The 13,076-nt window shown below is 47.2% G+C and carries 9 protein-coding genes and 9 tRNA genes; 2 read left to right on the top strand and 16 right to left on the bottom strand.

Annotated elements, in window-relative coordinates:
• Window positions 1-281: 281 nt before the first annotated feature.
• Window positions 282-1,661 (top strand): Gfo/Idh/MocA family oxidoreductase, encoded by a 1,380-nt coding sequence (locus tag FJD32_RS07925; RefSeq protein WP_140906741.1) that lies wholly within the window; start codon window positions 282-284, stop codon window positions 1,659-1,661.
• A gap of 65 nt (window positions 1,662-1,726) precedes the next feature.
• On the opposite strand, the gene FJD32_RS07920 is transcribed toward FJD32_RS07925, so the two are convergent.
• The 7 genes from FJD32_RS07920 to FJD32_RS07890 all read right to left on the bottom strand — a co-directional run bounded on the left by FJD32_RS07920 (window position 1,727) and on the right by FJD32_RS07890 (window position 8,917).
• Complete coding sequence (locus FJD32_RS07920; protein WP_037428213.1) at window positions 1,727-2,251, bottom strand: CIA30 family protein; 525 nt, start codon at window positions 2,249-2,251, stop codon at window positions 1,727-1,729.
• Window positions 2,252-2,328: 77 nt separating this feature from the next.
• Window positions 2,329-3,555: a serine/threonine transporter SstT gene (gene sstT, locus FJD32_RS07915; protein WP_037420273.1), complete on the bottom strand. Its 1,227-nt coding sequence runs from the start codon at window positions 3,553-3,555 to the stop codon at window positions 2,329-2,331.
• A 169-nt stretch (window positions 3,556-3,724) separates the two neighbouring features.
• Entirely contained in the window at window positions 3,725-4,624 is a 900-nt protein-coding gene (locus tag FJD32_RS07910) for a chemotaxis protein CheV (protein ID WP_055648739.1), read from the bottom strand.
• Between the two features lie 135 nt (window positions 4,625-4,759).
• Window positions 4,760-5,230 carry a dual specificity protein phosphatase family protein gene (locus FJD32_RS07905; protein WP_037420279.1) on the bottom strand — a complete coding sequence of 157 codons (471 nt, stop codon included), beginning with the start codon at window positions 5,228-5,230 and terminating at the stop codon, window positions 4,760-4,762.
• Window positions 5,231-5,296: 66 nt separating this feature from the next.
• Window positions 5,297-6,580, bottom strand: a complete 1,284-nt coding sequence (locus FJD32_RS07900; RefSeq protein WP_140906742.1) for a DEAD/DEAH box helicase — start codon at window positions 6,578-6,580, stop codon at window positions 5,297-5,299.
• Window positions 6,581-6,617: 37 nt separating this feature from the next.
• Entirely contained in the window at window positions 6,618-7,184 is a 567-nt protein-coding gene (locus tag FJD32_RS07895) for a methylated-DNA--[protein]-cysteine S-methyltransferase (protein ID WP_055648737.1), read from the bottom strand.
• 107 nt (window positions 7,185-7,291) lie between these two features.
• Entirely contained in the window at window positions 7,292-8,917 is a 1,626-nt protein-coding gene (locus FJD32_RS07890; protein ID WP_140906743.1) for an AlkA N-terminal domain-containing protein, read from the bottom strand.
• A 182-nt stretch (window positions 8,918-9,099) separates the two neighbouring features.
• On the opposite strand from FJD32_RS07890, the gene FJD32_RS07885 reads away from it, so the two are divergent.
• Window positions 9,100-10,929, top strand: a complete 1,830-nt coding sequence (locus tag FJD32_RS07885; protein WP_140906744.1) for an ABC transporter ATP-binding protein — start codon at window positions 9,100-9,102, stop codon at window positions 10,927-10,929.
• Window positions 10,930-11,574: 645 nt separating this feature from the next.
• Here the strand turns inward: FJD32_RS07885 and FJD32_RS07880 are convergent.
• The 9 genes from FJD32_RS07880 to FJD32_RS07840 all read right to left on the bottom strand — a co-directional run bounded on the left by FJD32_RS07880 (window position 11,575) and on the right by FJD32_RS07840 (window position 12,975).
• Window positions 11,575-11,650: transfer RNA gene (locus tag FJD32_RS07880), tRNA-Glu, on the bottom strand.
• A 98-nt stretch (window positions 11,651-11,748) separates the two neighbouring features.
• A tRNA-Glu gene (locus FJD32_RS07875) sits at window positions 11,749-11,824 on the bottom strand.
• Window positions 11,825-11,921: 97 nt separating this feature from the next.
• Window positions 11,922-11,997, bottom strand: a tRNA-Glu gene (locus FJD32_RS07870).
• Between the two features lie 97 nt (window positions 11,998-12,094).
• Window positions 12,095-12,170, bottom strand: a tRNA-Glu gene (locus tag FJD32_RS07865).
• A gap of 98 nt (window positions 12,171-12,268) precedes the next feature.
• A tRNA-Glu gene (locus FJD32_RS07860) sits at window positions 12,269-12,344 on the bottom strand.
• A 98-nt stretch (window positions 12,345-12,442) separates the two neighbouring features.
• Window positions 12,443-12,518 (bottom strand) — tRNA-Glu (locus tag FJD32_RS07855).
• Between the two features lie 63 nt (window positions 12,519-12,581).
• Window positions 12,582-12,657: transfer RNA gene (locus tag FJD32_RS07850), tRNA-Ala, on the bottom strand.
• Window positions 12,658-12,764: 107 nt separating this feature from the next.
• A tRNA-Glu gene (locus FJD32_RS07845) sits at window positions 12,765-12,840 on the bottom strand.
• A 59-nt stretch (window positions 12,841-12,899) separates the two neighbouring features.
• Window positions 12,900-12,975, bottom strand: a tRNA-Ala gene (locus FJD32_RS07840).
• Window positions 12,976-13,076 lie beyond the last annotated feature (101 nt).

Genomic DNA, 13,076 nt, shown 5'->3' with positions numbered 1-13,076 from the left:
TTTTTTGGTTAAATTTAATTTGCTAAACATTTAAAAACTAAAAGATAATTTAGCTTGATTAATTAATGGGCAGTGTAGCTTAATTAGAAAATAAAAACGCGATCTTTATCACTATTTACCTATCGCTAAAGTAAAGATAAATAACCTCTTGCAATACGGTTTATTTAATTACGTATGAATGAGTTTGTTACATCTTTTAATGTCCACTTACCGTGAGATTCTGATATAACAAGATGGATTAAAATCGCCCTACAAATAAACAACAATAAAGCAGGAAGCCTATGCACAATATTCATCGCCGCCATTTTCTGAAAGCCGCAGGCGCCGTCACTGCCGGCCTTGTTACGGCCAATATTGCCCTCGATGCGACTGCCAGTAACGTTGCCCCGAAACCCAGTCGCGGGAAATCAGTTATTGGACTCACTGCCCCTAAAATGGAGGTGGTTAGAGTTGGTTTTATCGGTGTGGGAGAGCGTGGATTTAGCCATGTCGAACAGTTTTGTCACTTAGACGGCGTGGAGCTAAAAGCCATTTGCGATACGCACCAAGCGGTTATTGATAGAGCGGTTGAGCATATCGTTAAACAAAAACGGCCAAAACCTGCGATCTATACCGGCAATGATCTGAGCTATCGCGAGCTATTAAACCGTGATGACATCGATATTGTGATTATTTCCACTCCGTGGGAATGGCATGCTCCAATGGCTATCGACACTATGGAAAGTGGTAAACACGCCTTTGTTGAAGTACCACTCGCCCTCACAGTCGAAGAGTGCTGGCAGATCATCGATACCGCCGAGCGTACCCAGAAAAACTGCATGATGATGGAAAACGTCAATTACGGTCGTGAAGAACTGATGGTGCTTAACATGGTGCGCCAAGGCTTATTTGGCGAATTACTCCACGGCGAAGCCGCTTATATCCATGAACTGCGCTGGCAAATGAAAGAAATTGACCATAAAACCGGCTCATGGCGCACTTATTGGCATACTAAACGCAATGGTAATTTATATCCCACTCACGGTTTAGGGCCTATTTCCCAGTATATGAATATCAACCGTGGTGACAGATTCGATTACCTGACCTCCATGAGTTCGCCTGCTTTAGGTCGTGCTTTATATGCTAAGCGAGAATTTCCCGCCGATCATGAACGTAATCAGCTCAAATACATTAATGGCGATATGAGCACTAGCCTGATTAAAACCGTGAAAGGCAGAACCATTATGGTTCAACACGATACCACCACCCCAAGACCCTACAGTCGCCATAATCTAATTCAAGGCACTAACGGTGTGTTTGCTGGCTTCCCTAATCGTATCGCAATCGAAAATGGGGGTTTTGGTCAGAGTTACCACGAGTGGGATATGGACATGCAAAAGTGGTATGACAAATACGATCACCCACTGTGGCAACGTATTGGTAAAGAAGCCGAAATCAACGGCGGTCACGGCGGCATGGATTTTGTGATGCTTTGGCGAATGATCTATTGCCTACGTAACGGCGAGGCACTCGATCAGGATGTCTATGATGGTGCGGCTTGGTCTGTGGTCAATATTTTAAGTGAGCAATCACTCAATAACCGCAGTAACTCAGTAAACTTCCCCGACTTTACCCGCGGCGCATGGGAACATGCTAAGCCCCTAGGGATTGTGGGAACCTAAATCGCGCTTAGTTGAGCGTGTAACAGTAGATTAAGGGGACAAGCATTAGCTTATCCCCTTATGACTCAATAACAGCCTATTGATTTAATTTTTAATGCAAAATCACCACTTTGCTGCGCACCAATCACTAGCCCAATACTTGTCAGACGGCTCAAATCAATCTCAGCACGCTCAATCGGCTTGCCACGGCACTGGGGATGAAACGCCGTAAAGGGGATTTCAATACGTTGCCAGTGAATAATACTGCCACCATTAACGCCAAAAGACTGATGCTTAGCATCGGGCATCGGTGCTTGATAAACCGTACTCTGCGGCGTGTCGGCATCTTTGAGATTCACTTTGTAGTGCTTGCTTCTATCACGGTCGAGTTCGAGATAAATCCCAGTGAATTCACTCACATTTTTGGGTTCAAACTCACAGCGCACCGAGGCAAACCCGCCACCATTGGCGAGTGACACATGGCCGCTAAACATCCCATAGCCTAACGGAGAGATGGTGAGCTTACTGCGTGACAAACCGCCCATCACAGTATCATTAACGCCATACCAAGACTTTGCCGCATTTAACTCTTTAAAATCGAAAAGGATCATAACTACTCCCATAAAAAAAGCAGCCACCGAAGTGACTGCTCCTATGATACTTTCTTCTACACTAACAACAGCACACTTTATCCAAGTTTAGCTTTGTTTTCAGCGGCTTCACAAGCAGCAGCGGTAAAAATCACGTCCGTAGAGCTATTCAGTGCCGTTTCGGCTGCATCTTGGATCACGCCGATAATAAAACCAACAGCAACCACTTGCATCGCCACATCGTTAGAAATGCCAAACAAGCTACAAGCAAGCGGAATAAGCAATAACGAACCACCCGCCACACCAGATGCACCACAGGCAGAAATCGCAGCTACCACGCTAAGCAGCAAGGCAGTCAGCAGATCAACTTGAATCCCCAAAGTATGTGCCGCTGCTAAAGTCAGTACGGTAATCGTAATCGCAGCGCCGCCCATATTGATGGTTGCCCCTAACGGGATAGAGACTGAATAAGTATCTTCGTGCAGATTTAACTTTTCACACAATGCCATATTCACTGGAATATTGGCCGCACTTGAGCGGGTGAAAAATGCCGTCACACCACTCTCACGCAGACAGCGGATCACAAGTGGATAGGGATTACGTTTGATTTTAACGTAAACAATCAGCGGGTTAATAATTAAGGCGATAATAGCCATCGCACCGAGCAATACGGCTAATAACTGAGCGTAGCCCGCAATTGCCGCAAAACCGGTTTCAGCAAATGTGGCAGCAACTAGACCGAAAATACCAATAGGCGCTAACCGAATGATAAAATGCACCATTTGCGAAATACCATGGCTCACATCCGCAAACACTTGTTTGGTTGAATCACTCGAATGATGTAAGGCTAAGCCAAGACCCACACCCCAAGCCAAAATACCAATATAGTTCCCCGTCATCAGGGCATTCACGGGGTTATCAACCAGTTTAAACAACAGGGTGTTAATCACCTCACCAATTCCCTGTGGCGGACTGGTGCCTTCAACACCCGCAACTAACACCAGATTAGTCGGGAACATCATACTTAAAATCACAGCGGTTAATGCAGCAGCAAAGGTACCCAATAAGTACAACACCACGATTGGGCGCATATTCGTTTGAGTATTTTTCTTTTGATTCGCAATGGAGGATGCCACGAGAATAAAGACTAAAATAGGCGCTATCGCTTTTAATGCACCAACAAATAAACTACCTAAAAAAGCGACTTGTTTGGCCCATTCATGTGAAAAACTGGCTAAAGCGACACCAGCGATAATCCCGACGAGAATTTGCAGCACCAAACTGCTATTAGCCAACTTGGCTAAAAAAGATGATTCTTGTTTCATTACTTAACCTATCGTTATTATATTTCGGCTGAGTTTCCCCATCCCACACCTTCAAAATTGAGGCCAATAAGGTTTTATAGGATGTGATGGAACTTGTCTAGCTTTGCAGGGAAATAAGCGAATTAAATTACCCAGTCCCTGCAAAACCCTTACAAAAATCCAACACGCTCTAATTTGACCGCTTAGCCGCTAAATCAGCCCCCCGTAGCATGGCTTCCACCAGCTCATGGGCATCAAACTTAGTCAGCGCCTCATTTGCCCCCACTTGATGGGCTTGGCTGACGCTGATTTCGCTGGACAACGAGGTATGGAGAATAATATAAGCATTAGCCAACAGTGGATTATCTCGGACTTCAAATGCCAGTTCATAGCCATCGAGCCCCGGCATTTCGATGTCACTAACTAAAATATCAATCGGGTGACGCTCAGCAGCCGCCTGCTCCATAATAGAGAGCGCTTCTCTTCCATCAGGGGTCACGAAATAGGGAATATTAATACTATCGAGCGCATCGGAAAGTTGCTTGCGGGCCACCTTAGAATCATCGACCAACAGAATCCGCATGGGTTTTAACTTCTCCCGCTGCACATCCGTTAGGATTGCTCGATTGGCCTCGGGTGCATCGGGGAACACCTTCGACAATAACAGCTCCACGTCAAGTAACTGCACTAACTGATTATCGTAGCGCGTCACCCCAGTTAAAAAGGCATTTCTCCCTAAATTTGCCGATGGCGCTTCAATATCACGCCAATTGCACTCAATAATCTTATCAATGGCGCGCACTAAAAAACCGATAATCATGCGCTGGCAATCAGTAATGATGATATAGCAATGCTTACGTTCTTCATCGCTGATTGGCCGATAACCAATGGCAGCCGCCATATCCACCACCGGGATGGTATGACCACGAATGGTCGCGGCACCCATGATTGTCGGATGAGATTTAGGGATCTTACTCAGCGGCGTGTAAGGCACTAATTCACGAATTTTGAGCGTGCCTAAGGCAAAGACCTGATGTTGAGATAACCGAAAAAGGAGTAGCCCTTGTGACTGATTTGCCTTACTTTTCATGATAAAACTAAGCGCTCACTCAAATTAAACTGCCAGTATATTAACCTTAACATGCCTTAAAAGTGATGACTAAGGTCAAATGTGATCAAATCAGCCAATTACTTTATCTTTGGAACAATTTTCCCTTCTCAAGGACTAATCCTGCAAAGCATAGAGCACATCAAAAGCAAACTGATCCCACCCCTCAGCGCTAAAAGCAATGTCGCGAATACTGCGCACTTGGCTAACGGCATGCAACGGCGCAGCACCATTAACCATGAGGTAATAAGCCATAATGAGCCCGGTACGATCTTTGCCCGAACGGCAATGGATTAACACGGGTAAATCATCGGCTTCACATTGTTGAATAAAGGCTAACGCTCTGGGTAGTTGGGCGACACAAATGGCGATATCCCCTTCCTGGGGCGGCACGTTTCTGGAAAACGGGATACATTCATAACGCAAACCATGGTGCTGAAAACTACCGGGCTCGCAGCCTTCTCCGCCATTAACGGATAACACGGCGCGGATCCCCGATGCTTTAAGCTCTGCTAAATCCCAAGGGTCCTTATTAGGGCCACTGCGGCCCGCGATTTTACCTTCAACTAACCAAAATAAATGCTGCATACAGCCTCTACCAAACCAATTCGAAACAACCTGAAGATATGCTAAGCATAACTCACACCTGAGGAATTAAGACTTTTTACCCCAAAACTCAACATTCGCCACGGGTAACTGTTTACGCTTTTTCTTGCCAGAACCTTCGGGCTTGGCCTGAGGTTTTTCCTGCGCTAACACATCCAGCGGTATTTCAGCATTGGCTTCAAATCCGGGGATTTGTTCACGCACTAGTTTGATTTTGTTTTTCTTTTCAATCACACCAAAGTGGTGATATTCCTCATGGGAAATTAAAGTCACCGCGAGGCCCGCCTCGCCCGCACGACCGCTACGACCGCTACGGTGCATATAATCGGCTGGACTTCTTGGTAAATCAAAGTTAATCACGACGGGGAGTTTATCAATATCAATACCACGGGCTGCGATATCAGTCGCAATTAGCACACTAATGTCACCATTTTTAAACCCATCAAGGACGCGAGTCCGCGCACCTTGAGCTTTATCGCCATGGAAGACTTCGGCGCTAATTCCCCGTTTTGACAACTTTTGCGCGAGGTGGTTACAGGTATTTTTAGCACTGACAAAAATTAACGCCTGTGACCATTGATGCTGTTTAATCAAATGGGCCAATAACGCTGTTTTTTGCTCGCGGTTAACGGTTATCACACGCTGCACAATGGTGCTTTCTTGCTCACTTTGCAGATGAAATTCAAGCGGTTGGTGGAGTAATTGGGTCGTTAGCGCGCGCACTTCTTCGGGGAATGTCGCCGAAAACAGTAAGGTTTGTTTTTTGGCAGGGAGCGCCTCAAGCACTTGATTTAATTCATCAGTAAACCCAAGGCTTAACATGCGGTCCGCTTCATCCAGCACTAAGGCCGAGACGCGATTTAACTTAAGCGCATTGCTGGCTAATAAATCCAGTAAACGCCCAGGAGTTGCGACCAACACATCGGCGCCAGCGTGAAGACTTTGCATTTGCACATTGACAGACACACCACCAAAGGCCGCGACAATCTTAAGCTGACCATTAAAGTGGGATGCATAGGATAAAAAGCTGTCGGCGACTTGTTGCGCCAATTCGCGCGTAGGCACGAGCACCAAACACCGTACTTGGCCTGCTGACTTATCAGCACTTTTTGCTTCACTCAATCGCTGCAATAACGGCACTGCAAAAGCAGCGGTTTTTCCAGAACCTGTATTCGCCCCTGCTAACACGTCCTGTCCACTGAGTACGGCAGGAATGGTAGCCGCTTGTATCGGTGTGGGAAAAACATAACCCAGCTCAGAGAGTCGATTACATAAGGGGGCAATAATGCCAAGTTCGGCAAAGCTGGCAACGGCGGAAGAAGCTTGGGTCATAAAAAATTACATGGCTCATCAATAACAAATATGACCGCTATTCTAACGTAAAATGCGCGTCCTTGCTTGTCGATTCCAGCATTAACAGTTGTTGTTTCATCGTAAGTCCATAGGCATAACCCGTTAATTGGCCATTTTTACCAATGATGCGGTGACAGGGCACAATAATCGCGATGGGATTGGCGCCATTGGCGGCACCGACTGCCCTGACGGCTTTTGGCCTGTCGATACGCTGGGCGATCTCGCCATAACTGCAACTCTGACCATAACCGACCTGCACCAAGGCCTGCCACACCTGCTGCTGAAATTCGGTTCCTTTGGGCGCTAAGCTTAAGTGGAACTGGGTTAGCTCACCGCGAAAATAATCCAGAAGCTGCGCCTTTGCCTGCTCAATATGACTTTTAGCCCGCGCGAGTTCGTCATCACTTGCGACCTTTAGGGGGATCTCGGTACGACTCGACCCGACGACCGTTAAATGGCTCAATCCGTAGGCATTGGCATTAAGTTGTAGTACGCCCACAGGGGTACTTAAGATATCGACAGCGCAGGGCTGATAATCTTTGGCCGTTGGGGCGCTAATCAGTTGCGATAAATTCGGGCTCATAGTGGTTCTCGTCAACGGCTTTAGTACAGTGTTTTCGTACTGTGTTTCAAATAGTGGCTCTCATATAGAGCCTCGGTACTGAATCAATAAACATGGCCTGAAATGCCCTATGCATTGGACCACAGCAGGAAGGTCAAATAACTCCCCCAAGGGGCGATATCCGCACTTACCCGCTCAACAATCGCTGAATAATCCAGTTGTTTTTGCGCTTCAGTATCTAACCCTGTCTGCTCACCCATCGTCGCCAGTAATTGCTTTTTCACAATTAAATCCGTGTGCAGGAAGATATTTGGATCGCCAAGCCCACGTAATTTGGCATAGGCAATGGTCCAGGGGCCAATGCCTTTTACCCTAATCCACTCATCGGCTGTGGCTTCTGGGTGGTCACAGATAAACGCCGCAAGCGCATTAAGCGCCAGTTTGCGCGCGCCAGGCATTTTAAGCTCATCGAGGCAGGCATGACGGATCACCTGCGGTGTAGGGAACAAGCGATACTCTTGCCCGTTTAAGCTAAAGCGTTCGCCATAGGCTTCGACTAATAAATTGAGTAACTTAGTGGCCTGCACTACGCTCACCTGCTGACCTAAAACGGCTCGGCAACCCGCCTCAAATAAAGATCCTGCTCCCGGGATCCTAAGACCTGATTTAGGGATTAACTTAAGATCGGTCAAACGCTGTAGGTTGTGCTCAATCAGCTGCATATCGGCATCGAGATCTAAAATGCGCCGCACTTGGGTGATGAGTTTTTGTAGGCCCGCCAAGGGCGAGTCGGGCGTTAATGTCAGCGTGATTTTAAAGCGATGCAAATGTGCCTCATGGGCGATACGCACCACTGCGCGGATATCCTCAAGTTGCAAGGTGCGACCATACTCAAGTGTATCTTGGGACATCATGTCGTTGGAGTCATGATTTGCCCCCTCACTAAACCACTCCATTCCCGCCACGGCGCGCAGGCGATAAAAGGCTAACTGCGCCGGCCAATCGAGCGGCGGTCGGTAATACTGATATAAACTCAAACTGTGCGCTGGCATCTGCTGCGGACTAGCCTTATTAGTTCTCTCCCCTTCCTCTAACTTGGCAGTCGACTTCAGACTGGATTTTCTTAACTGTGTGGGCGTTAATTGCAGAGTCTGTTGAAATGCCTCGTTGAAACGGCGAATACTGTTAAAGCCTGCGGCAAGCGCAACCTGAGTGATGGGCAGCTGCGTCTGATGCAACAACTGTTTTGCGAACATTAACTGACGATAGAGTGCAAATTGCTTAGGCGAAGTGCCAAATCCAGCGGTAAATAACTTATTTAGATAACGGCTGCTGATCCCCAGTTTGTCCGCCAAGGCCTCGACCGTTAATCCATGCTCACCCGATAAGGCGCCAGCTTCAATCAAACCTATAGCTCTGTCTAGGGTTGTGCCTGTCCCTTTCCACGGATTAGAGCCTGGTGCACTGTCGGGGCGGCAACGTAGGCAAGGCCTCAGCCCCGCCTGTGCGGCTTTAATGGCCGAGTCGAAATAACGTACGTTTTCTTCTTTAGGTGCAACGGCAGGGCACACCGTTCGGCAGTAAATGCCCGTACTTAACACGCCCACAAAGAACTTACCGTCAAAACGTGGATCACGGCTGATGCGAGCCTCGCGGCAAATCGTCGCGGATAAGTAGCACTCTTGCAAATCGTTTACTACCGGCACGACTAGTGGTTTAGTGGTTGGTTTTGGACTCACTGCTATCAGCTTCATTTGGCTATCCGACAATCTTATTCACAATTTTGTACTTGTCGGTTACTGTACGTCACCCTATGCTAGCACACTCGCGGAAAACGGAACTGGATCATCGCGTGCTTTTAAAGTGCAAGATCCTATATGCTAGACACCTCGACGTTTTCCCCCATTCACTTTTCTCAATAAAATAGAGTCAATTCATGTTTAAACGATTTGAATCTTGGGTTGAAGCCCTGCCCGATGGCGAACCAACCAAGCCTCCCACGGGGGTGTATGCGTTCTGCCGGCATTACACTAAGGGCTATGAATTACCGCTTATCTTAATGTCGGTGCTGACGGCATTAATCGCCATGCTCGAAGTCTCGCTATTTGGCTTTATGGGACAATTAGTCGATTGGTTAGTGAAAAAAAGCCCTGAGACACTCTTTCAAGATGAAGGCTCAACGCTGATATTAATGGGTGTAATGGTCTTAGTGGTGATGCCACTATTAGTGCTATTCCATGCGCTGATCATGCATCAAACCTTGCTGGGTAATTATCCCATGTCGATTCGTTGGCTTGCGCATCGCTATCTGCTCAAGCAAAGCGTGTCCTTCTATCAAAATGATTTTGCCGGCCGCATTGCCACTAAAGTGATGCAAACTTCCCTTGCGGTCCGTGAGACCGTGATGAAGCTCCTCGATGTGCTGGTGTACATTTTAGTGTATTTCACTTCCATGCTGGTGATGGTGGCCAGTGCCGATGTGCGTCTGGTGGTCCCGATGCTGATCTGGCTGGCGCTCTATATCGGTTTACAGTGGTATTTTGTGCCTAGGCTGAAAACAGTCTCAACCGAACAGGCCGATGCACGCTCGACAATGACAGGACGTATTGTCGACAGTTACACCAATATCACCACGGTGAAACTCTTCGCCCATACGGATAAAGAGGCCGAGTATGCCAAGGCGAGTATGCGCAGTTTCCTCGACACAGTGTACCGCCAGATGCGCCTCGTCACAGGGATCAGCGTCAGTGTACAAATCATTAACTACTTACTCGCGTTCAGCATTGCCGCCGTATCAATCACGCTCTGGAGTGACAATGCTATCTCGGTGGGTGCAATTGCAATTGCAGTGAGTTTAGCACTGCGCCTCAATGGGATGTCGCAGTGGATCATGTGGGAAATCAGTTCATTATTTGAAAATATTGGTACAGTCACCGATGGGATGAACACCCTTTCCAAGACAACACTCATTCAAGACTCGCCAGATGCAAACACCTTAGTAGTGGAACAAGGTCGGATCGATTTTAATCAGGTGAGCTTTCATTATGGTGAAAATACTGGCGTAATCGACGAACTCAACCTCACGATCAAAGCGGGCGAAAAAGTCGGTCTAGTTGGCCGCTCGGGCGCGGGTAAGTCTACCTTAGTCAATCTGTTAATGCGCTTTTACGATGTTGAGAAAGGCCAAATTTGTATCGATGGACAAGACATTAAGTCCGTCAAACAGGATTCGCTACGTTCACAGATTGGTATGGTCACCCAAGACACTTCCCTACTGCACCGCACGATTCGTGAAAATATTCTGTACGGCAATCCAGGGGCGAGCGAAACCCAACTCGAACATGCGATTAAACAAGCTCAGGCCCATGATTTTATTAATGAACTAACCGACCCTAATGGCAATCATGGTTTAGATGCACAAGTCGGTGAACGCGGCGTGAAACTCTCTGGCGGACAAAGACAACGTATCGCGATTGCTAGGGTGCTATTAAAAAATGCCCCTATTTTACTGCTCGATGAGGCCACTTCTGCCTTGGACTCTGAAGTTGAAGCTGCGATTCAAGAAAGCTTGTACGAATTGATGCAGGGCAAAACCGTAATTGCAATCGCCCATCGATTATCGACTATTGCCGCAATGGATAGATTAATCGTGCTTGATCAAGGTCGGATTGTTGAACAAGGAACCCATCAAGAGCTGATTGCTGCTGGCGGTATCTATGCCCAGTTATGGGCTCACCAAACTGGCGGATTTTTAGGGGTTGAATAGTGCCGAGTTGTAACTTAATGAACTGATTTTAAAGGCGACATTAAGTCGCCTTTTTATTTTGTTCTGCCCCGTCCTAAATAGCGTTGACACCTTAAACCAATTGTATTGAATATCTGTTCATTCAGCGGGAATTCAACGCGCTTTAGACAAGGCGAAGGCTTGAAGGCATAGTGGTGCTCTGTCGAAAGCCTTAAACGCAGTATAAAGCGCGTTGCCATACAGTGAACATCAGCCGCCCTTTGGGAGCCACCCAGGCATCCCACTCCGATGTTGTATTGACTTAAAAGGGAATGACCATTTCTGCGTCAATGCGCCTTGGATTGAAATGCCTGTGAGGCTCTGAACTGATTAAATATTTAATGTGATTGGTTTACATACTAACAGCGAGACATCGTTCCAAGACTTTATCCCAATATGCAGCAAGCAAGTCTAAACCCAATAGAAACAGAGGAAACCAATAAACGTTGTGGCTTGTGGCTTGTGGCTTGTGGCTTGTGGCTTGTGGCTTGTGGCTTGTGGCTTGTGGCTTGTGGCTTGTGGCTTGTGGCTTGTGGCTTGTGGCACGATAAAATAATAGATACAAAAAAACCATCTTTCGATGGTTTATTGTCTTCAACTAACGTTAGCGATTAACCTTAGTTAAGGTGGTATCCCCTAGGGGATTCGAACCCCTGTTACCGCCGTGAAAGGGCGGTGTCCTAGGCCTCTAGACGAAGGGGACACAAGGACTTATGTTTTTCCTCATAACTGAGGTCTTGCGATTTATCTCAAACAACTCGTTAGTCATTTGGAATGCACTCTATCTTATTAGGGATAGAGTGGTATCCCCTAGGGGATTCGAACCCCTGTTACCGCCGTGAAAGGGCGGTGTCCTAGGCCTCTAGACGAAGGGGACACAAGGACTTATGTTTTTCCTCATAACTGAGGTCTTGCTATTTATCTCAAACAACTCGTTAGTCATTTGTGATGCACCCTATCTTTAAGGGATAGAGTGGTATCCCCTAGGGGATTCGAACCCCTGTTACCGCCGTGAAAGGGCGGTGTCCTAGGCCTCTAGACGAAGGGGACACAAGGACTTATGTTTTTCCTCATAACTGAGGTCTTGCTATTTATCTCAAACAACTCGTTAGTCATTTGTGATGCACCCTATCTTTAAGGGATAGAGTGGTATCCCCTAGGGGATTCGAACCCCTGTTACCGCCGTGAAAGGGCGGTGTCCTAGGCCTCTAGACGAAGGGGACACAAGGACTTATGTTTTTCCTCATAACTGAGGTCTTGCTATTTATCTCAAACAACTCGCTAGTTATTTGGGATGCACTCTATCTTATTAGGGATAGAGTGGTATCCCCTAGGGGATTCGAACCCCTGTTACCGCCGTGAAAGGGCGGTGTCCTAGGCCTCTAGACGAAGGGGACACAAGGACTTATGTTTTCCCTCATAACTGAGGTCTTGCGATTTATCTCAAATAACTCGTTAGTCATTTGTGATGCACTCTATCTTATTAGGGATAGAGTGGTATCCCCTAGGGGATTCGAACCCCTGTTACCGCCGTGAAAGGGCGGTGTCCTAGGCCTCTAGACGAAGGGGACACAAGGACATATTAATTTGACAACTATTATGACTAACAGTGCTCTCGCTTAATATGGCGAAATTGGTGGAGCTAGACGGGATCGAACCGTCGACCTCTTGCATGCCATGCAAGCGCTCTCCCAGCTGAGCTATAGCCCCAAACTCTTTCGACAAAACTGAAACTCAGTATATCGCAGAAATTTAGATTTGTTCTTACCAGACAACTCGTTAGCTATTTGGTAGGAGCACTATGTCGTAAAACATAGTGGTATCCCCTAGGGGATTCGAACCCCTGTTACCGCCGTGAAAGGGCGGTGTCCTAGGCCTCTAGACGAAGGGGACACAAGGACATATTAATTTGAATTTCGTTAAAAACTCTCGCTTAATATCGGCGGTAAGTTTGGTGGAGCTAGACGGGATCGAACCGTCGACCTCTTGCATGCCATGCAAGCGCTCTCCCAGCTGAGCTATAGCCCCAAACTTATTAAACCACATTTAAGTGCACTACAAGCATTTGCTCGTCTGTGTCTCAACTGCGAGGCGCATTCTATGCAGCGCACCTAAATGTGTCAACTCGT

Source organism: Shewanella sp. LC6, from assembly GCF_006385735.2.
In the GTDB taxonomy this organism is placed as follows: Bacteria; Pseudomonadota; Gammaproteobacteria; order Enterobacterales; family Shewanellaceae; genus Shewanella; species Shewanella xiamenensis.
This window is presented reverse-complemented; position numbering and strand designations above follow the sequence as displayed.